Below are 20,749 nucleotides of genomic sequence, written 5' to 3'. Positions count from 1 at the left end.
CCGTATTGTTACTCACTAGATCGTGATCTTTCGCTAAAGCCGGGCACGGTAGCTGCCGAAGCAGACTGTGACCCTTTCCGAACGCGGAACACTCCGACCGCCCCCATCGGGGTTCCGTCCGCCACTCCCCGCAGGAGGCCTGGTGTCGGTCCTTCTTGAGCACCCCGCAAACGTGGTCGCCTACCGCCCGACCAAGCCCACCGCCATGGTGGTCATCGCCGATCCCCGCGTCCGAAACACCGTCACCCGTCACCTGTGGGCGCTCGGCGTCCGCGACGTGATCGAGGTGTCCTCGATCGCCGAGGCCCGCCCCCGGGTCTCCACCCCGCGCGACATCTGCGTCGCCGACGTCCACCTCCCGGACGGCTCCGGACTGACCATCCTCGCCGAGACCCGCGCCGCGGGCTGGCCCAACGGCCTGGCACTGTCCGCCGCCGACGACATCGGCGCGGTCCGCAGCGCACTGGCCGGCGGCGTCAAGGGCTACGTGGTCACCGGCACCCGGACGAACGTCGCGATGCCGGGCCGACCGGGCCTGCCGCTCGGCGCCGCCGGGCTGGCCGGCCGGATGCGCCGCCCGGGGATGCCGGGCATGCCGGGCATGCCGGGCGCCGCCGGCGCACCGGGCGCCCCCGGAGCCCCCGGTGCGCCGGGCCCGCAGCAGGCCGCCTACCGCGAGCTGTCCGGCCGCGAGGTCGAGGTGCTGCGGCTGGTCGCCGAGGGTCAGTCGAACAAGGCGATCGGCGTGGCGATGGGCCTGTCGGCGCTCACCGTGAAGAGCCACCTCGCCCGGATCGCCCGCAAGCTGGGCACCGGTGACCGCGCCGGAATGGTCGCCGTCGCCCTACGCACCGGGATCATTCACTGAGCCGAGCGCTCCGGACCGCCGCGGCGGCCGAGGAGGAACGTTTCCTCCTCGGCCGCCGCGCCGGCGTCCACGGCCCGGCCGCAGCATGGCCCGGCCGGAACCGAAGCCGGGACGAGAACGGGCGGGCGACCCCGCGAGTGACGGTCTGACCAGTCCGACAACACTCCCGGTCCCGAGGACCGTCGTACCCTTGGTGGGTGACCGACGCCGTAGCAGCCATCCCAGAAGAAGCAGCCCCGGTCCCGCTCCTGGAGCCGAAGGAGGGGATCCCGCCCGTCGTGGCGGACGAGCAGGCGCTGGCCGCCACGGTCGCGGCCTTCGCCGCGGGCACCGGGCCGGTCGCCGTCGACGCCGAGCGCGCCTCCGGCTACCGCTACGGGCAGCGCGCCTACCTCATCCAGCTGCGCCGCGCGGGCTCCGGCTCCGCCCTGATCGACCCGATCGCCTGCCCCGACCTCGGCGCGCTCGACACCGCCCTTGCGGACGCCGAATGGGTGGTGCACGCGGCCACCCAGGATCTGCCCTGTCTGGCCGAGGTCGGCATGAGACCCCGGCGGCTGTTCGACACCGAGCTGGCCGGGCGGATCGCCGGCTTCGCCCGGGTCGGCCTCGGGCCGATGACCGAGAACGTGCTGGGCCTGAGCCTGGCCAAGGAGCACTCGGCGGTCGACTGGTCGACCCGCCCGCTGCCCGAGCCGTGGCTGCGCTACGCCGCTCTGGACGTCGAGGTGCTGGTCGAGCTGCGTGACGCACTCGAACAGGAGCTGGACGCCCAGGGCAAGCTCGACTGGGCCCTGGAGGAGTTCGCCGCGATCGCCGCCGCGCCCCGCCCGGCGCCGCGCACCGACCCGTGGCGGCGCACCTCGCAGCTGCACAAGGTCCGTCGGCGCCGCCAGCTTGCCGTGGTGCGCGAGCTGTGGCTGGCCCGCGACCGGATGGCGCAGGAGCGCGACGTCTCCCCCGGCCGGGTGCTCTCGGACGCCGCGATCGTCAACGCCGCGCTGGCCATGCCGCTGAACGTCCCCGCACTGCAGGCCGTCCAGGGCTTCGGGCCGCGGGTGCACCGGCGCCAGCTGGAACAGTGGCTGGCGGCCGTGCAGCGCGGCCGGGAGATCCCGGAGGGCCAGCTGCCGCCGGCCGCCGCACCGCACGACGGCCCCCCGCCGCCGCGGGCCTGGGCCGAGAAGGACCCGGTGGCCGCCGCCCGGCTCTCCGGCGCGCGCAGCGCGGTCAGCGAGCTCGCCGAGCGGCACCACCTGCCGGCCGAGAACCTGATCACCCCGGACCTGGTCCGACGCGTCTCCTGGGAGCCCCCGGCCGACCGCGGCCCGGAGGGCGTGGCCGCCGCGCTGCGCCGACTGGGCGCCCGGCAGTGGCAGGTGGACCTGGTCGCACCCGCGGTGGCCGCCGCGTTCGCCGCAGCCGCCACGGTCCAGGGCTGACCCCGACAGGACCTCGAAAGGGGATGTCGTCCGTACGGACGGCATCCCCTTCGTCGTGCCCGGGAACAGCTCTCCTGGTCGGACGTGTCGCGGGACACACGGGCAGATCCGTCCGAGAGGCCTGGGCAGGGTGGTTACCGACCGGTAGCATGACCGTGATGCGGCGCCGCTCGGGTCTTCGCCGGCGGCAGCCTGCCCACCTCAAATGTTGGTCCCTGGGAGGAGAGCCCCCGTGCCTCGTACCGCGAGGGACGTCGTCTTCGTCGATGGCGTCCGCACCCCGTTCGGCAAGGCCGGCCCGAAGGGCATCTACCACGAGACCCGCGCCGACGACCTCGTCGTCAAGTGCATCCGGGAGCTCGTGCGCCGTAACCCGAACCTGCCCGTCGAGCGCATCGACGAGGTCGCCGTGGCGGCCACCACGCAGATCGGCGACCAGGGTCTGACCATCGGGCGCACCGCCGCCCTGCTGGCAGGCCTGCCGAAGTCGGTCCCCGGCTACTCGATCGACCGCATGTGCGCCGGTGCGCTGACCGCCGTGACCGCCACCGCCGGCGGCATCGCCTTCGGCGCGTACGACGTGGTCGTGGCCGGCGGCGTCGAGCACATGGGCCGCCACCCGATGGGCGAGGGCGTCGACCCGAACCCGCGCTTCGTCTCCGAGAAGCTGGTCGACGAGTCCGCCCTGTTCATGGGCATGACCGCGGAGAACCTGCACGACCGCTTCCCGCACATCACCAAGGAGCGCTGCGACGCCTACGCCGTGCGCTCCCAGGAGAAGGCCGCCAAGGCGTACGCCAACGGCGACATCCAGCCCGACCTGGTGCCGATCTCGATCCGCAACACCAACCCCGAGGTCGGCGAGACCGGCTGGGGCCTGGCCACCGTGGACGAGCCGCTGCGCCCGGGCACCACGATGGAGTCGCTGGCCAACCTCAAGACCCCGTTCCGCCCGCACGGCAACATCACCGCGGGCAACTCGGCCGGTCTGAACGACGGTGCCACCGCCTCGCTGCTGGCCGCCGAGGACGTCGCCGAGGAGCTCGGCCTCCCGGTCAAGATGCGCCTGGTCTCCTACGCCTTCGCGGGCGTCGAGCCCGAGGTCATGGGCATCGGCCCGGTGCCGGCCACCGAGAAGGCTCTGGCCAAGGCCGGTCTGACCATCGACGACATCCAGGCGTTCGAGGTCAACGAGGCCTTCGCCGTCCAGGTGCTGGCCTTCCTGGACCACTACGGCATCGCGGACGACGACGAGCGGGTCAACCCGTTCGGCGGCGCGATCGCCTTCGGCCACCCGCTGGCCTCCTCGGGCGTGCGCCTGATGAACCAGCTGGCCCGCCGCTTCGAGCAGCGCCCGGACGTCCGCTACGGCCTCACCACGATGTGCATCGGCTTCGGCATGGGCGGCACCATCATCTGGGAGAACCCGCACTTCGAGGGTGGTAAGTGACCATGAGCACCACGACTGAGCTGCTCCAGCACGGCGCCGAGCTGTTCCCGGGCGAGGTCGTCACGACCGCCCACGTGCGCCACCTGGACCTGCCGCTGCAGGCCGGCAAGCTGGCCCTGATCACCCTGGACAACGGCTTCGACCACACCAAGCCGACCACCTTCGGCCCGGGCTCGCTGCTCAAGCTGTCCGTCGCGCTGGACCAGGTCGAGGCCGAGGCCGCCGAGGGCAAGATCGTCGGCGCCGCGATCACCGGCAAGCCGTTCATCTTCGCGGTCGGCGCCGACCTCAAGGGCGTCGAGCTGCTCAAGGAGCGCGCGGACGCGCTGGCCATCGGCAAGGGCGGCCACGAGGTCTTCAAGCGGATCGCCGCGCTGCCCGTCCCCACCTTCGCCTTCTACAACGGCGCGGCGATGGGCGGCGGCGTCGAGGTCGGCCTGCACGCCGACTACCGCACGGTGTCGGCCGGCGTCCCGGCCTTCTCGCTGCCCGAGGTCTTCCTGGGCCTCGTCCCCGGCTGGGGTGGCTGCACCCTCCTGCCGAACCTGATCGGTGCGGGTAAGGCCGTCAAGGTCATCGTCGAGAACTCGATGAACCAGAACAAGCAGCTCAAGGGCAAGGACGTGTTCGAGCTGGGGATCGCCGACGCGATCTTCGAGCCGGCCGACTTCCTGGAGCAGTCGCTGCTGTGGGCCGCCAAGGTCCTCAAGGGCGACGTCGTCGTCGAGCGCGAGGCGATCGACCGCGGCAAGGCCTGGGACGACGCCGTCCTCTGGGGCCGCATGGTCGCCGACGGCAAGGTGCACGGCGCCGCGCCGGCCGCCTACAAGGCGCTGGACATCATCGCCGCCGTCAAGGACGCCGACCTCGCCGACAAGGGCAGCCTGCAGAGCGGCTTCGACGCCGAGGACGAGGCCCTGGCCGACCTCATCATGAGCGGCGAGCTGCGCAGCGGCATCTACGCCTTCAACCTGGTGCAGCGCCGGGCCAAGCGCCCGGTCGGCGCCCCGGACAAGTCGCTGGCCCGCCCGGTCTCCAAGGTCGGTGTCGTCGGCGCCGGCCTGATGGCCTCGCAGCTGGCGCTGCTGTTCGCCCGTCGTCTGGAGGTGCCGGTGGTCCTCACCGACATCGACCAGGAGCGCGTCGACAAGGGCGTCGGCTACGTCCACGCCGAGATCGACAAGCTGCTCGCCAAGGGCCGCATCGGCAAGGACAAGTCCAACCGCCTCAAGGGCCTGGTCACCGGCTCGCTCGACAAGGCCGTCGCCTTCGGCGACGCGGACTTCGTCATCGAGGCCGTGTTCGAGGAGATGGGCGTCAAGCAGACCGTCTTCGCGGACCTGGAGAACGTGGTCTCGCCGACCTGCGTGCTGGCGACCAACACCTCCTCCCTGTCGGTCACCGAGATGGCCTCGAAGCTGAAGCACCCCGAGCGGGTCGTCGGCTTCCACTTCTTCAACCCCGTCGCGATCCTGCCGCTGCTGGAGATCGTCCGCGGCGACAAGACCGACGACGCGTCGCTGGCCACCGCCTTCGCCGTGTCGAAGAAGCTGAAGAAGACCTCGGTGCTGTGCAAGGACGCCCCGGCGTTCGTGGTCAACCGGATCCTGACCCGCTTCATGGGCGAGATCCAGAACATCATCGACGAGGGCACCCCGATCGCCGACGTCGAGAAGGCCGTCGAGCCGCTCGGCCTGCCGATGTCCCCGATCGTGCTGCTGGAGCTGGTCGGCCCGGCCATCGCCCTGCACGTCTCGGAGACCCTGCACGGCGCCTTCCCGGAGCGGTTCACCGTCTCCGAGAACCTCGGCAAGGTCGTCAAGGCCGGCAAGCGCGGCTTCTACACCTGGACGGACGGCCGGCAGGTCCTCGACCCCGAGGTGCTGGAGCTGCTGACCTTCGGCGACTCGGTCCTCACCGAGGAGCAGGTCCGCGCCCGCGCCCTGGAGGCCGTCGCGCAGGAGATCGGCCTGATGCTGGAGGAGGGTGTCGTCGCCGAGGCGCAGGACATCGACCTCTGCATGATCACCGGCGCCGGCTGGCCCTTCCACCTGGGCGGGATCACCCCGTACCTGGACCGTGAGGGCATCTCGGAGCGCGTGAACGGCAAGCCGTTCCTGGCCCCCGGCGTGGCCTCGGTGCCCGCGTAGGGCGTAGCCGCCTGACGGAGGAGCCCCGGTGACCTGGTGGTCACCGGGGCTCCTCCGTGTGTGCGGGCCCTTCGGCACCGCGTGCACGGACGTCTCAGTGCTTGAGGCGGTAGACCACGGTGTCGGCGAAGACGCCGACCATCTCGTAGTGGGTGTCCAGCAGGTTCTCGATCCGGGGGACCATGACCGGCTGGTACGGGGCGATGCCGGAGTCGTCCACCACGACCTCGGGCAGGCCGTTGGCCAGTTCCTTGTCGAAGGTCTGCCAGGCGTTGGAGACGCTGAACTGCTCGCCGACGTTGGCGCTGCCGTCCTTGCCGCCGCTGTAGTTGGTGAGGAAGCCCGCCGTCAGGTAGCGGGAGGCGGGCTTGCGGTCGGCCAGCCAGTACAGCTCGGGGTGCATGCCCCAGACCAGCACGGTGTCCTTGGGGGTGGTCTGGGCGGCGACGGCGGTGGCGACCTCGGTGGTGCGGTCGAGCCGCTCCCCGGGCCAGGCCAGCGCCAGGCCCCAGAACACCGTGGCGGCGGCCGTGGTGTACGCCAGGACGGGCTTCCAGCGGATCGCCGACGTGGCGACCGCCCCGGTGCCCAGCAGCACCAGCGGCGGGATCAGCTGCAGGTAGTAGTGGCCGAAGAAGTGGAATCCGACGCTGACCGCGACGACCGAGGAGAGCAGCCAGACCCACAGGTCGGCGGTCGAGCCGTGCTCCTCGCCGGCCACCGGCAGCGGGCGGTGGCGGTACCTGAGCCAGAGCCGGCGCCCGACCGGCAGCAGGAAGCCCAGACCGGCCCCGGCCAGGATGGCGGAGTTGCCGAGCGCACGGCCGAGCATCTGCAGCCAGGCACCGCCGAAGGAGGCGTAGTCGCCGCTGCCGGTGACCACCCAGAACAGGAAGCCCTTGGGCTTGGTGAGGATCACCGCGACCAGCGCTATCGGCAGGGTGAAGCCGAAGCCGATCTTGAACAGGGCGGGCGGCCAGCGCACCCCGCGGCGGCGGGCGTCCTGGAAGAGCATCCAGAGCACCGGCAGCAGCACCGCGCCGCCGGTCTGCTTGGTCAGCGAGCAGAGCGCCACCGCGATGCCCGCGGCCAGCCAGCGGCGCCGCTCGGCGTACCGGAAGGCGGCCACCATGGCGGGCAGCATGAAGACCTCGAAGGTCGCCGCCTGGGTGTCCTCCGGGGAGAGCCCGATGGAGACCAGCAGGTAGAGCAGGCCCGCGCCGGCGCCGGCCCGGTTGCCCCAGCGGCCGCGGGCGATCGAGGCCAGCAGGATCGCGGTCACCAGGTGGGCGACCACGGCCAGGGTGCGCAGCGGCCAGAGCGAGGCGGAGCCGAAGACCGCGAAGCAGGCCTGGTAGAGCCAGGGCAGCAGCGGGGGCTTGCGGTCCACCACGGTGTCGTACAGCACCCCGCCGTCCGCCAGCATCCGGGCCTGGGTGGCCAGGAAGCCCTCGTCCGGGCTCCAGACGGGCCGGGCGAAGGACGGGATGTGGGTGAGCAGCGCAACCAGTGCGAGGACCGGCACCAGCCTGGTCCAGTACCCGTTCCGGAGATGGGTACGGACACGCTCGGGCAGGCGCTCGGCCGGTCCGGCGGGGCGGAGGCGGGTGGGGGTCGGCACGGTTGACAACCTACCGGGCGGGATCGGCGCCGGTGGCGCCGGTCCCGCCATTCAGTAGGATTGTCAGCTTGTTCCGTGACGAACTGTTACAGAGTTACGACGAACGGTCGTCGGCGGAACGGGTGACGCCCCCGTCGGCCCGCGCCGCTCAGGCGTCGACCGTCGCCGTGTCCAGGCGGGCGACCAGGGCCGTCACCTTCCGGGCGATGTCCGGGGCGTTCAGGCCGATCTCGGCCAGGATCTCGGCCCGGCTCGCGTGGTCCAGGAACTCCTGCGGAATGCCGAAGTCGCGGACCGGCAGGTCCACGTCCGCGTCCCGCAGCGCCTGCGCCACGGCGGCGCCGACGCCGCCCGTCCGACCGTTGTCCTCGATCGTGACGACGACCCGGTGCTCGGCGGCCAGGCCGGGCAGGGCCCGGTCCACCGGCTTGACCCAGCGCGGGTCCACCACCGTGGCGGTGATGCCCTGGGCGGCCAGCAGGTCGGCGACCTCCAGGCTGGTCGGGGCCATCGCGCCGACCGAGACGATCAGCACGTCGGCGCGGTGGGCGCCGGAGGACTCCTCGGCGGCGCGCAGCACGTCCATGCCGCCGACCTTGCCGACCGCGGCGACGGCCGGGCCGACCGTGCCCTTGGAGTAGCGGACCACGGTCGGGGCGTCCTTGACCTCGACGGCCTCGCGGAGCAGCGCCCGCACCTGGTCGGCGTCGCGCGGGGCGGCCAGCCGCAGGGTCGGGATGATCTGCAGCATCGACATGTCCCACATGCCGTTGTGCGAGGCGCCGTCGTCACCGGTGACACCGGCCCGGTCCAGCACGAAGGTGACGCCCAGCTTGTGCAGGGCGACGTCCATCAGGACCTGGTCGAAGGCCCGGTTGAGGAAGGTCGCGTAGACCGCGAAGACCGGGTGCAGCCCGTTGGTGGCCAGGCCGGCCGCGCTGGTGACGGCGTGCTGCTCGGCGATGCCGACGTCGAAGATGCGGTCCGGGAAGGCCTCGGCGAACGGGGCCAGGCCGACCGGGTGCAGCATGGCCGCGGTGATCCCGACGATGTCCTCGCGCTCGTGGCCGAGCGCGACCATCTCCTCGGCGAAGACCGAGGTCCAGCTCTGCCCGCCGCCGCTCTGGATCGGCAGACCGGTCTCCGGGTGGATCTTGCCGACCGCGTGGAAGCGGTCCTCGTCGTTGTTCTCGGCGGCGTGGTAGCCGCGGCCCTTCTCGGTGAGGCAGTGCACGATCACCGGGCCGCCGAAGCCGCGCGCCTTGGTCAGCGCGGACTCCAGGGCGGTCAGGTCGTGGCCGTCGATCGGGCCGATGTACTTGAGGCCGAGGTCCTCGAACATGCCCTGCGGGGCGATGAAGTCCTTGAGGCCCTTCTTGGCGCCGTGCAGCGTCTCGAACAGCTGCTGGCCGACCACCGGGGTGCGCTGCAGCGCGTCCTTGCCCCAGGACAGGAAGCGCTCGTAGCCCTGGGTGGTGCGCAGGGTGGCGAGGTGGTTGGCCAGACCGCCGATGGTCGGCGAGTAGGAGCGCTCGTTGTCGTTGACGACGATGACGACCGGGCGGTCCTTGGCGTCGGCGATGTTGTTGAGCGCCTCCCAGGCCATGCCGCCGGTGAGCGCGCCGTCGCCGATCACGGCGACCACCGGGTCGTTCTTGCCCAGCAGCTGGTTGGCCTTGGCCAGGCCGTCGGCGTACGAGAGCACGGTGGAGGCGTGCGAGTTCTCGATCACGTCGTGCTCGGACTCGGTGCGGGACGGGTAGCCGGACAGGCCGCCCTTCATCCGCAGCCGCGAGAAGTCCTGGCGGCCGGTGAGCAGCTTGTGGACGTAGCTCTGGTGACCGGTGTCGAAGAGGATGCGGTCGCGCGGCGAGTCGAAGACCCGGTGCAGCGCCATGGTGAGTTCCACCACGCCGAGGTTGGGGCCGAGGTGGCCGCCCGTCTTGGAGACCTCGGTCACCAGGAAGGTCCGGATCTCCTGGGCCAGTGCGGCCAGCTGTCCGGGCGTGAGCCGGTCGAGATCGCGCGGTCCCCGAATGCGGGTCAGCAGGGCCACCCGTTCCTCCTCGTTCAGTGTTCGCGGACCGCTGGCGGTCCGACGGGCGTCGCTGCCCGGTCCGGCGGCAGGCCGACGGTCGCGGCCGGTACCGACCGGTCGAGTCTAATGTCCGCTTGCCGGACACCGAGCGGCGCGCCCGGTGCCACCGTTCGGTTACCGCCATTCCGGGAGGTCGGCCGGGGGATGCGGGTCACGACAGGTTGACGGACGGGCGTTCGAGCGCCTTTACAACGGACGGCCGCCGCCGGGCTCGGATCCGGCGGTGCTAGGCGCGGCCCAGCGCGCCGGACTCGCCCATCTCGCTCATCACCAGCGCCAGCGCGCCGAGCACCTCGGCCCGGCCGCCGAGGGTGCCGGGGACCACCGAGAGCTGCCGGGCGGCGCTGGGGATCGCGTAGCGGGCCACCGAGTCGCGGATCGGGGCGAGCACCAGCTCACCGGCCTCGGCGAGGTCGCCGCCGAGGATCACCCGGCGCGGGTTGAGCAGGTTGCACAGGGTCGCGACGCCGGTGCCGATCTGCCGGCCGGCGTCGGCGATCACCCGGCGGCAGCCGAGGTCGCCCTGGTGGGCCAGCTCGACCACCCGGGGCAGCGTGAGGTCCGGGCCGAGGGTGGAGCTGAGCAGGGAGAGCAGGTAGCGGGAGCCGACGAAGGTCTCCAGGCAGCCGCGGTTGCCGCAGCGGCACACCGGCCCGGCCTCGTCCAGCGTGATGTGCCCTATCTCACCCGCCGTGCCGCCCGGGCCGCGGTAGATCTGGCCGTTGACGACCAGGCCGGCGCCGACACCGCTGGCGATCTTGATGTAGGCGAGGTCGCTCAGGCCGCGGCCGGCACCCCAGACCAGCTCGCCGAGCGCACCGAGGTTGGCGTCGTTGTCCACGTGCACCGGCATGCCGAGCCGCTCGCCCAGCTCCCGCCCCGGGGCGATGCCCGTCCAGCCGGGCAGGATCGCGGTGGAGCCCAGCGCGCCGGTCTCCACGTCGATCGGGCCGGGCACGCCGAGGCCGACGCCGATCACCTTGTCCGAACGGAACCCGGCCTGCGCCAGCAGCCGCTCGACCATCGCCTCGGCGCGGTCGAAACCCTGCTGGGCGGAGACGTCCACGTCGATCGGAGCGCTCTCCTCGGCCAGCACCCGGTGGGCGAGGTTGCCGACCGCGACCCGCAGGTGGGTGTGGCCGAAATCGATGCCGACCACGATGCCGGCGTCGCCGCTGAGCGAGACGCTGCGGGCCCGGCGGCCGCCGGAGGAGGTGTCGGCGACCACGACGGTGCCGCTCTCCTTCAACTCCCGCACGATGTTGGACACGGTGGCCGCGGAGAGACCGGTGCCGCGGGCGATCTCGGCCTGGGTCAGCGAGCCGGCCATGCGCACCGCGCGCAGCACCCGCTCCAGGTTCGCCCGGTGCAGGGACGACTGCGAGCCCGGTGTGTCCGTCGACATGATCCACCCTCCCAGGGCGGGGACCCCTCCGCCGGGTGTCCCCTTCAACTCCTGAAGGGTACGGCCCGGGGGCGGGGGCGGGGATGTCGACGGGGAGGGTTCGCAGGCGGATCGGAGGCGGATCGGAGGCGGATCGGAGGTGGACCGGAGGTGGAGACGACCGGGCGGCGGGCGCCGGGCCCGGACCGGCGCAGCGGCGGGCGCGGCGAGGACGGCCGCCGGGGGCGGGTGAGCCGGACGGGTGATGCCGACGGGTGACAGCGGCGGGTGCGGTCGGCCCGGGAGCCGGGCGGGCGGGCCGCCGGGGTCACGCCGTGGTGTCGGCGGTGGGGACCGGGTGATCGGGGGGTGAAGGTGTTGCACGGCCTGGACCTGCGGGGACGAGGTTCGACGGTCCTGGCAGCGGCCGAAATCCACACACCACTAGCATGGTGCCCAATTCTCACCCGTCCCACCGGAACCGCGGACGGTACCGGCAGGGGGCACTTCCAGACATGACGGGGAATCAGATGGCAGGGGATCACCCTACGCCGGGGGCAGGCGAAACTCCCGGCAACGGTCCGCAGGACAACCGGGGCGTCTCGTTCGGACGCCCGCCGGGCGGCGGGGTCGATCCGGCCGCCGTCGCGGACCAGATGACGCAGCTCGACGGCTCGGCCGTCCCGGGCCAGGCCGCCCCCGCCGGGCCGCCGCCCGCGCAGCCGCCGGCACCGCCCGCCCAGCCGCCCGTCGGCGGCGCCGACTACGCGGCGTACGCGCCGACCGCGGCCGGCGGCTTCCCCGCGCAGGCCCCGCCGCCCCCGCCCGGCGCCCCGGTCGGCCCGTACGACCCCGTCCCCGGTGGCCCGTACGGCGCCCCCGACGCCGGGCAGGGCTACAACAACACCGGCGGCTACAACTTCCCGCAGCAGCAGCCCGGGTACAGCTACCCCGGTGCGCCGACCGCGCCCAAGCAGCGCAACCCCGTGATGCTGTGGGGCGGGATCATCGGCGGCGTGCTGGCGATCTCGATCGTGGTCGCCCTGGTCGTCCTGCTCAAGGACGACCCCACGCCCACCCCGGGCCCGGGCCCCGTCTCCACCGGCAGCACCGACGACGGCGGCACCTCCGGGGACACCACCTCCTCCCCCGGCCCCGTCACCAAGGGCGCCACCTACAACGTCGCCTGGAGCGCCCCCAAGGGCGCCGGCACCGACGGCTCGAACCAGATGCTCGGCGTCTGGGGCACCGACAAGCTCGCCGTCCGCGTCGACAGCAACGGCATCAAGGCCTACAACCTGACCGACGGCAAGGAGGCCTGGACCATCCCGGTCCCCTCCGGCGTCAAGGAGCTGTGCACCGCCTCGTACGGCGCCAACTCCAAGGGCGTCGCCGCGATCTCCTTCAACACCGGTGACAGCGACTGCTCCACCGTCGGCGCCGTCGACCTCAACCAGGGCAAGCTGCTCTGGAGCGCCAAGGTCTCGGCCGACCGGATGTCCTCGCCGACCCTCAGCGTCACCGACAACGTCGTCGCCATCGGCGGCAACATGGTCGGCGCGCTGAACATCGCCACCGGCCAGCCCGCCTGGCAGTACCAGCCCCGCGACAAGGACTGCAGCGTGCGCGGCCGCGCGGCCGGCGTCCAGATCGCCGTCAGCGACCGCTGCTACGGCGGCAGCGGTCCCAAGTCGCAGCTGGTCATCGTCAACGCCGAGACGGGCAAGGCGGCCAGCACGCCGATCACCCTGACCGGCCAGATCGAGCAGGTCGACCAGGTCGTCTCGGACAAGCCGCTCGTCCTGCTGATGTCCAGCGGCCCGCAGGGCGACTACGTCCTGCCGTTCGACAAGGACAACAAGCCCGGCAACCAGATGTCCGTCAAGGAAGCCGGTTCGGACAGCCTGCGCCTGTCCGGCCAGGACGAGGCCCTCACCCGGAACGTGGTCAGCGGCTCCACCCTGTACGTCCAGGTCAGCAGCACCAAGCCGGGCATCAACGCCTACGACCTGAACACCGGCAAGCGCCTGTGGGCGGCCACCACCTCCTCGACCAGCAACGACATCCGCCTGGTCTCGGGCACCGACAAGGACGGGAAGGTCCGCGCCGTCGTCGAGCAGGGCTACGACAAGCCGGCCCGTCTGGTGACGCTCTCGCCGACCGACGGCTCGATGACCGACATCGGCACCATCGCCATGTCGAACGGCCTGGACATCGGCAGCAGCACCTCCGAGTACGTCATCTCCGACGACGGCAGCGCGGTGTACGCCTTCCGTCGCTACAGCTCCACCGACGGTCCGCTGACCAAGTGGAAGAAGTGACGCCGGGGGCATGACCCTCCGTCGGGGCCGAGAGGGCCACGACGACACACGGGCGGGGCGGGTACGGGCGAACAGCCGGTACCCGCCCCGCCCGTGAATTTTCGGCGGACCCATGCGTTGGACATGCGAGGATTCGGAACATCCGTCTGACAAAGGAGTGCAGCGAGTGCCCGGCACAAACCTGACCCGCGAGGAGGCCCGCACCCGGGCCGATCTCCTCCGCGTGGACGCGTACGACATCGAGCTCGACCTGGGCTCGGCCCGCGAGGGAGGCACCTTCCGGTCCACCACCGTGGTCCGGTTCACCGCCACCACGCCCGGCGCGGACACCTTCATCGACCTCGTCGCCCCGAGCGTCGAGGAGATCACCCTCAACGGGGCGTCGCTCGACCCGGCGAGCTTCGCCGACAGCCGCGTCCCGCTGCCGAACCTGGCCGCCGAGAACGAGCTGCGGATCGTCGCCGACTGCGCGTACACCAACACCGGTGAGGGTCTGCACCGGTTCGTCGACCCGGTCGACGGCGAGACCTACCTGTACACCCAGTTCGAGGTGCCGGACGCCCGCCGGGTCTTCGCCACCTTCGAACAGCCCGACCTGAAGGCCGCGTTCAGGTTCACCGTGACCGCGCCCAAGGGCTGGGTCGTGGTCTCCAACTCGCCGACCCCGACCCCCGTCGGCGACGGCGACACCCAGGTCTGGGAGTTCGAGCCCACCGGCCGGATCTCCAGCTACATCACCGCGCTGATCGCCGGCCCGTACGTCGGCGTCTTCGACAGCTACGAGAAGGGCGAGCAGAAGGTGCCGCTGGGCGTCTACTGCCGGCCCTCGCTGCGGGAGTTCCTGGACCCGGAGGCCATCTTCGAGGTCACCAAGCAGGGCTTCGACTACTTCCAGGAGAAGTTCGACTTCCCGTACCCGTTCGCGAAGTACGACCAGCTGTTCGTCCCGGAGTTCAACGCCGGCGCGATGGAGAACGCGGGCGCCGTCACCCTGCGCGACCAGTACGTGTTCCGCTCCAAGGTCACCGACGCCGCGTACGAGGCCCGCGCCGCGACGATCCTGCACGAGCTCGCCCACATGTGGTTCGGCGACCTCGTCACCATGGAGTGGTGGAACGACCTCTGGCTGAACGAGTCCTTCGCCACCTTCGCCGAGGCCGTCTGCCAGGCCGAGGCCCCCGGCTCCAAGTGGCCGCAGTCGTGGACCACCTTCGCCAACCAGATGAAGACCTGGGCGTACCGGCAGGACCAGCTGCCGTCCACCCACCCGATCATGGCCGACATCAACGACCTGGAGGACGTCCAGGTCAACTTCGACGGCATCACCTACGCCAAGGGCGCCTCGGTGCTCAAGCAGCTGGTGGCCTACGTCGGCCAGGACGCCTTCTTCCAGGGCGTGCAGGCCTACTTCAAGCGTCACGCCTGGGGCAACACCCGGCTCAGCGACCTGCTCGGCGCCCTGGAGGAGGCCAGCGGCCGCGACCTCAAGGCCTGGTCCAAGTCCTGGCTGGAGACCGCCGGCATCAACGTGCTGCGGCCCGCAATCACGCTGAACACCGACGGCGAGATCGAGTCCTTCGCCGTGCTGCAGGAGGCCCCCGCGCTGCCCGCCGGCGCCAAGGGCGAGGCCGTGCTGCGGCCGCACCGCATCGCGATCGGCCTCTACGAGCTGAACGGCGACGCGCTGGTGCGCACCGACCGGATCGAGCTGGACGTCGACGGCCCACGCACCGAGGTGCCGGAGCTGGTCGGGCGTCACCGTCCGGCCGTCGTGCTGCTGAACGACGACGACCTGTCGTACGCCAAGATCCGGCTCGACGAGGACTCGATGGCCGTCGTCACCGAGCACCTCGGCGGCTTCACCGAGTCGCTCCCCCGCGCGCTGTGCTGGGCCTCCGCCTGGGACATGACCCGCGACGGCGAACTCGCCGCCCGCGACTACCTGTCGCTCGCGCTCTCCGGCATCGGCCGCGAGTCCGACATCGGCGTCGTGCAGTCCGTGCAGCGCCAGGTCAAGCTCGCCCTCGACGCGTACGCCGACCCGGACTGGCGCGAGGAGGGCCTCTCCCGCTGGGCCGCCGCCGCCGAGGAGCACCTGCGCGCCGCCGAGCCCGGCAGCGACCACCAGCTGGCCTGGGCCCGCGCCCTCGCCTCGGTCGCCCGCACGGACGGTCAGCTCGGACTGCTCGCCGGTCTGCTGGACGGCTCGGTCGAGATCAAGGGCCTCGCGGTGGACACCGAGCTGCGCTGGACGCTGCTCGGCCGCCTCGCGGCCACGGGCCGGGCGGACGAGGCCGCGATCGCGGCCGAGCTGGAGCGGGACAACACCGCGGCCGGCCAGGAGCACGCGGCCACCTGCCGCGCCGCCCGGCCGACCGCCGAGGCCAAGGCGGAGGCCTGGGCGTCGGTGGTGGAGTCCGACACGCTGACCAACTACGTGCAGGAGGCCGTCATCGCCGGCTTCCAGCAGTCCGACCAGCGCGAGCTGCTCGCGCCGTACGCGGAGAAGTACTTCGCGGCGGTCAAGGGCATCTGGGAGACCCGCAGCCACGAGATCTCGCAGCAGATCATCGTCGGGCTGTACCCGGGGCTGCAGGTGACGACCGGGACGCTGGAGGCCACCGACGCCTGGCTGGCCTCGGCCGAGCCGGCGCCGGCCCTGCGGCGCCAGGTCGTCGAGTCGCGGGCCGGGATCGAGCGCGCGCTCAAGGCCCAGGCGGCCGACCGTGCGGCGGGCGCTCGCTGACGAGGCGCGGACAACCCGAAGGGGCGCCGGACGGGATCGTCCGGCGCCCCTTCGGGGTTGTGCGGGTCCGGGTGGACTCCGTGCGCGGGGTGGTTACTTCTTCTTGGTCTTGCCGTAGGGCAGGCCGGCCAGGGCGGCGATCACCACGAAGAGAACGATCGGGAGAAACACGTACAGGCCGAGGGTCTGGCCGAGGCTCAGGCCGGTACCGGGGTCATCGCCGTCGTCCCTGGTGTAGGCCATGGCGGGCGACGACAGCAGCATCATCAGCGTGACCGTTGCGGAGACCGCGCCGGCTCGCAAAGCGTTCCTCTTGTCCACGTTTCCAACTTACCCGCCGCTTATGGGAGGGCGCGCGTCGGGGTCGGCCTGGTGGGTCGGGGGCGTGTGCCGGGTGGTGGCGGCGGGGCCGGACGGGGCCGGCGGGGCCGGACGGGGACCTGTGCGGCCGGGACAGGCGGGGACCTGTGAGACCGGGGTGCGGCTGGTGCGGCCGGCGCCGGGAGGGGTGGCCGCACGCGGCGGGGGTGCCGCGTGCGGCGCGGGGCCGTCGGGTCAACGGGGCAGGGCGAGCAGGTGGGCCAGGACGCGGGCGGCGGGGGTGGTGGCGAGGCGGTCGAGGGTGACCGGGGCGCCGGAACCGTCGGCGACCGGGAGGCGCCAGTTCGGGTACTGGTCCCAGGTGCCCGGCAGGTTCTGCGGGCGCGGGTCCCCGATCAGGTCCGGCAGCCAGACGCCGACCAGCTCCGCCGGGGTCGCCCGCAGGAAGCGGTACAGCGCGGGCATCGACAGCGGCTCGTCCGGGGTGAGCAGCCCCTGCGCGGCCAGTGCGGCCCGCCAGTCCGCCAGCTCCCCGGCCGCCTCCTCCTGCTCCTCGCCCAGCGGGCGGGCCAGCAGGCCGAGCCGGTGGCGCAGCTCGACGTGCTCCCCGGAGAGCCGGGCGGCGGTGCTCGGCAGGTCGTGGGTGGTGAGGGTGGCCAGGCAGCCCGGCCGCCAGCGGTCCGGGGCGAGGATGCCGCCGCCGGCCTGCCAGTCCCGTTCGAACCAGAGCACGGAGGTGCCGAGCACGCCGCGCGCCGCCAGCTCCTCCCGGACGCCCGGCTCGACCGTGCCGAGGTCCTCGCCGATCACCGCCGTCCCGGCCCGGTGCGCCTCCAGGGCCAGCACGCCGAGCATCGCCTCGGCGTCGTAGCGGACGTACGCGCCCTCGGTGGGCGGGTGCCCGGCCGGCACCCACCAGAGCCGGAACAGGCCCATGACGTGGTCGATGCGCAGGGCCCCCGCGTGCCGGGCGGCCGCCCGCAGCAGGTCCGCGTACGGGGCGTAGCCGGCCTCGGCGAGGGCGTCCGGGCGCCAGGGCGGCAGGCCCCAGTCCTGGCCGTGCGCGTTGAAGGCGTCCGGCGGGGCGCCGACCGAGATGCCGCCGGCCAGGACGTCCTGCAGGGCCCAGGCGTCGGCGCCGTCCGGGTGGACGCCGACGGCGAGGTCGAGGATCAGGCCGACCGGCATGCCGGCCTCGCGGGCGGCGCGCTGGGCAGCGCCGAGCTGCTGGTCGACCTGCCAGGCCAGCCAGTGGTGGAACTCGACCCGGTCCTGGAGCTCCTTGCCGGCCTGCTCGACGTGTGGGCCGTCCGGGTGACGCAGGCCCTTCGGCCAGTGGTGCCAGTCGGCGCCGTGCACCTCGGCCAGCGCGTTCCACAGGGCGTGCCGGCGCAGCCACTCCCCCTCGCGGCGCAGGAACGCCTCGTACGCGGCCTGCCGGCCGGGCCCGCGCGGCACCTCGTGCAGCAACTCCAGGGCCTCGCGCTTCAGCGCCCAGACGGCGTCCCGGTCGATCAGGCCGTCGTGGCCGAGGACCTCGTCGCGCAGGCGGGCCGCCCGGTGGGTCAGCTCCTCGGCCCGCGCTCGTTGTTCGGTGTTCAGGTACGCGTACTCGGGGACGGCCTCGATCCGCAGGTGCACCGGGTCGGCGAAGCGGCGGGAGGAGGGGCGGTACGGGGACGGGTCGGAGGGGGTGGCGGGGAGCCCCGCGTGCAGCGGGTTGATCTGCACGAAGCCCGCGCCGAGGCCGGCGCCCGCCCACTGGGCCAGTTCGGCGAGGTCGCCGAGATCACCCATGCCCCAGGAGCGGTCGGAGAGGACGGAGTACAGCTGCGCGAGGAACCCCCAGCTGCGGCCGGGGAGTCGGGGGACCTCCTGCGGGGCCACGATCAGCGCCGCTTCGGCCTTCGCGCCGTTGGACTCCGCCTTGAGGGTGTGCCGCCCGAGGGGCAGATCGGCGGGCAGCCAGTGCGAGTGCCCGCACGGCAGCTCCCAACTCCCGCCGCCCTCCAGCTCCACGTGCAGCCGGGCGTCCGCGGGGACGTCCAGGGCGGTGCGCCGGCCCTGCCGGACCACCACGGTGGGCGGCAGCAACCGGGCGCGCTGCTCGGTCCGGTGACGCTCCAGCGCCTCCCGCACCTCGTCCGACGTCCCGGCCGCCACCCCCAGTGCGGCCAGCACGGCGACCAGGGTCCGCGCCCCCACCGCCCGTCCGCCCGGCCCCGGGTGCCGGGTGTCCACCCCGTACGCCTGCGCCAGCGCGACCAGTTCGGCGGGCGGTGGCGGGGCGTCCTGCGCCGGTACCTGCTCGGCTCCGTCACTGTCGTGGTAAGCGGCCACTCGCGGCTCCTGCGATGTCTCGGCAACGCCCGGTCGGGACTCCCCAAGTCCTACCCGCGTAACCACCCGACGACGCTGCGCGACACGACGACAAGCCGTGAGGATCAGCCCGAATCAAGGCGGCGAGAGGGGTCACGCCTGGCTGGTGCGCGCCGCGGCCACTCACAGTGCCGCCACACCCTCCGGTCGGCGACGAGCCCACCAGATCGAGATCGCGCAGCGATGCCGCGATCGACCGCCCTGCCCGTCCTGCCCGCCCTCTCCGTCCTGCCGTCCTGCCGTCCTGCCGTCCTGCCGTCGGGAACTTCCCACAGATTCCACAGAGCACCGGCCCCGTCGTCCCAGGACACCCAGAGATCGCGTTCCCACACCCTGAAGTCACCGTAGATGGTGGTACGGGGCGGGAAGTCGTGCGGAAGGTGGCGCCATGCGATGTCGGCCCGCGCGACACACAGGATCGCGTTGACCGCGTCGCGCAGTCCGGTCATGGGCTTACGCCCTTCGGCGTGGGTGCGTCGCCACTCCAGCACCATGGACTCGACGAACTCCCACTGACCGTCCTTCAGGTCCAAGGGATGCCGGCACCGTTCCGTCACGGTCGATCAATATCGCCGACACGGACTCGACCGCCAGGAGATCCTCGACCCGAGTCCGTGCCACAAGAACCGAAGCCGGATGGCCAGGGGAATCCTGTCGACCGACCACCTCCTCAGAGGACACCTCCTGGAAGTCCCGAAAAAGCCAGGATTGCCTCATTCAGCTCGGACTCAAGAAGTCCCCGATTATCCTGCAGAAGTCGGCGAACTTCATTCGCGGGCCCCTCCCGCTCGGCACTCAGCCTGAACCTCTCCCACGCTTCGAATGTACGACGCGCATGCCTGGTCAAGATATCAGAGATCAGTGATTGCTCGCGAAACGTCAAGCCCTTTCCTGGCAAGCGGAGATAGATCTGCGAATTCTCTGCAATAAACCTCCCAACCAACACACAAAGCTCATGCCCGAGAAGTCACAGGACAGCATGGCAATAGCCAGATTCATTGGGGCCGAGACCGCCGGCCCACGCAGAGAATCCAGAACTCCCCATTCCTCCCTCGGCTCGTCCAACCACTCCCACCCCTCAGGCCAACCCACCCTCCACCCTCTCCCCATCAGCCAGCGGATCCGATGGCTTTCTGCTGCCGAAGACACTCCCACCGGCGGACATAGTCCGTGCGCACCTGCTTTCTTGCAGGTTAAAGGTGATTTTGACGGCCCGTCGATGTAAGTGGATGTGCGGCAAAGCCCGTGGTTGTCGCCACCCCTACTACCATCAGAGGTGTAGACCAATTGCCTTCGCCAAACGGCTCGCGCGCGATCCTACTGCCAGGCTCCGAACTCGGCGCGGACGACGGTACGGACGGTTTCTTGCTCGTACGTCGAGTGACCGGTCTGCGCGCAGCGTCCGGCTATCCAGCGCGTCAGCAGTTCTTCCTGCGCCGCCACAGATGCGGCATGACCTTGGCTGCACGCAAAACTCCGCTCCAGTACACCACGCGCGCTGGCACCGGACAGACTCGGCCGCTGCCCCGCCTCGCCGTCCAACGGCACGTGAGGCAGATGATCCGCACCTGTTTGAATCTGGGCAACGCCCGAGTTCGCCGACCTCAAGCCCTGGAAGGGGGCTCACATGGTCGTACTCACCGAACGCTTCAAGCATTTCCATGACACATCATCAGTACTCAAATTTAAGAATGCGGCTCGGCTCCCAGAAGTCACCCGCACCCTCATCCTGGAGATACCCTCCCGCCACCACAACTCCCCGAATCAGCTCATCGCCGATTCCGAATATCTGCATCCCGGCGAGATCGATCTCGATCCCTTCCCCCAACATGTCAAGGAGCTCAGTATGCGAAAGTCTATATAGAACCATGCCCGTATACACACCACAGCCGACGCCCATATAGGCCACCGGACTGAACAGTATCTCCAGCCTTGTCGGTGCGCCATCGGACTTGTCGCTGCGCAGCAG

At 71.7% G+C, this 20,749-nt stretch carries 13 protein-coding genes; 6 read left to right on the top strand and 7 right to left on the bottom strand.

Annotated elements, in window-relative coordinates:
* The first annotated feature begins 142 nt into the window (after positions 1–142).
* The 4 genes from ACIGG8_RS41825 (at position 143) to ACIGG8_RS41810 (ending at position 5,910) form a co-directional block, all read left to right on the top strand.
* Complete coding sequence (locus ACIGG8_RS41825; protein WP_396553820.1) at positions 143–868, top strand: LuxR C-terminal-related transcriptional regulator; 726 nt, start codon at positions 143–145, stop codon at positions 866–868.
* Between the two features lie 197 nt (positions 869–1,065).
* A complete protein-coding gene (locus ACIGG8_RS41820; protein ID WP_396553819.1) occupies positions 1,066–2,310 on the top strand; it encodes an HRDC domain-containing protein in 1,245 nt (414 codons plus the stop codon).
* 232 nt (positions 2,311–2,542) lie between these two features.
* Positions 2,543–3,760, top strand: coding sequence for an acetyl-CoA C-acyltransferase (locus ACIGG8_RS41815; protein ID WP_350521425.1), 1,218 nt, complete (start codon positions 2,543–2,545; stop codon positions 3,758–3,760).
* Between the two features lie 2 nt (positions 3,761–3,762).
* The gene (locus ACIGG8_RS41810) at positions 3,763–5,910 is read left to right on the top strand and encodes a 3-hydroxyacyl-CoA dehydrogenase NAD-binding domain-containing protein (RefSeq protein WP_396553818.1); all 2,148 of its coding nucleotides are present in this window, start codon (positions 3,763–3,765) and stop codon (positions 5,908–5,910) included.
* 94 nt (positions 5,911–6,004) lie between these two features.
* On the opposite strand, the gene ACIGG8_RS41805 is transcribed toward ACIGG8_RS41810, so the two are convergent.
* From ACIGG8_RS41805 to ACIGG8_RS41795, 3 genes are all read right to left on the bottom strand, one after another.
* Positions 6,005–7,582, bottom strand: a complete 1,578-nt coding sequence (locus tag ACIGG8_RS41805) for an ArnT family glycosyltransferase (protein WP_396553817.1) — start codon at positions 7,580–7,582, stop codon at positions 6,005–6,007.
* Positions 7,583–7,679: 97 nt separating this feature from the next.
* Positions 7,680–9,587, bottom strand: coding sequence for a 1-deoxy-D-xylulose-5-phosphate synthase (gene dxs, locus ACIGG8_RS41800; RefSeq protein WP_350521428.1), 1,908 nt, complete (start codon positions 9,585–9,587; stop codon positions 7,680–7,682).
* A gap of 268 nt (positions 9,588–9,855) precedes the next feature.
* A complete protein-coding gene (locus ACIGG8_RS41795) occupies positions 9,856–11,034 on the bottom strand; it encodes an ROK family transcriptional regulator (RefSeq protein WP_350521429.1) in 1,179 nt (392 codons plus the stop codon).
* A 635-nt stretch (positions 11,035–11,669) separates the two neighbouring features.
* Between ACIGG8_RS41795 and ACIGG8_RS41790 the strand changes: the two genes are divergently transcribed.
* Together ACIGG8_RS41790 and pepN are read left to right on the top strand one after the other, a co-directional pair.
* Positions 11,670–13,334 carry a PQQ-binding-like beta-propeller repeat protein gene (locus tag ACIGG8_RS41790; RefSeq protein ID WP_396553816.1) on the top strand — a complete coding sequence of 555 codons (1,665 nt, stop codon included), beginning with the start codon at positions 11,670–11,672 and terminating at the stop codon, positions 13,332–13,334.
* A gap of 166 nt (positions 13,335–13,500) precedes the next feature.
* Positions 13,501–16,080: an aminopeptidase N gene (gene pepN / locus ACIGG8_RS41785; protein WP_396553815.1), complete on the top strand. Its 2,580-nt coding sequence runs from the start codon at positions 13,501–13,503 to the stop codon at positions 16,078–16,080.
* A 93-nt stretch (positions 16,081–16,173) separates the two neighbouring features.
* Here the strand turns inward: pepN and ACIGG8_RS41780 are convergent, their stop codons facing one another.
* From ACIGG8_RS41780 to ACIGG8_RS41765, 4 genes are all read right to left on the bottom strand, one after another.
* Positions 16,174–16,401, bottom strand: coding sequence for a hypothetical protein (locus ACIGG8_RS41780; RefSeq protein ID WP_350521432.1), 228 nt, complete (start codon positions 16,399–16,401; stop codon positions 16,174–16,176).
* Between the two features lie 234 nt (positions 16,402–16,635).
* Complete coding sequence (gene malQ / locus ACIGG8_RS41775) at positions 16,636–18,741, bottom strand: 4-alpha-glucanotransferase (protein WP_396553814.1); 2,106 nt, start codon at positions 18,739–18,741, stop codon at positions 16,636–16,638.
* A 104-nt stretch (positions 18,742–18,845) separates the two neighbouring features.
* On the bottom strand, positions 18,846–19,313 hold the full coding sequence (locus ACIGG8_RS41770) for a transposase (protein WP_396553813.1): 468 nt from the start codon (positions 19,311–19,313) through the stop codon (positions 18,846–18,848).
* Between the two features lie 1,139 nt (positions 19,314–20,452).
* The coding region (locus ACIGG8_RS41765) for a hypothetical protein (protein ID WP_396553812.1) at positions 20,453–20,749 on the bottom strand (297 nt) is incomplete at its 5' end.

Source organism: Kitasatospora sp. NPDC085464, assembly GCF_044541955.1.
In the GTDB taxonomy this organism is placed as follows: Bacteria; Actinomycetota; Actinomycetes; order Streptomycetales; family Streptomycetaceae; genus Kitasatospora.
Note: the sequence above shows the minus strand (reverse complement) of the source record. Positions and strands in the feature narration are given on the sequence as shown.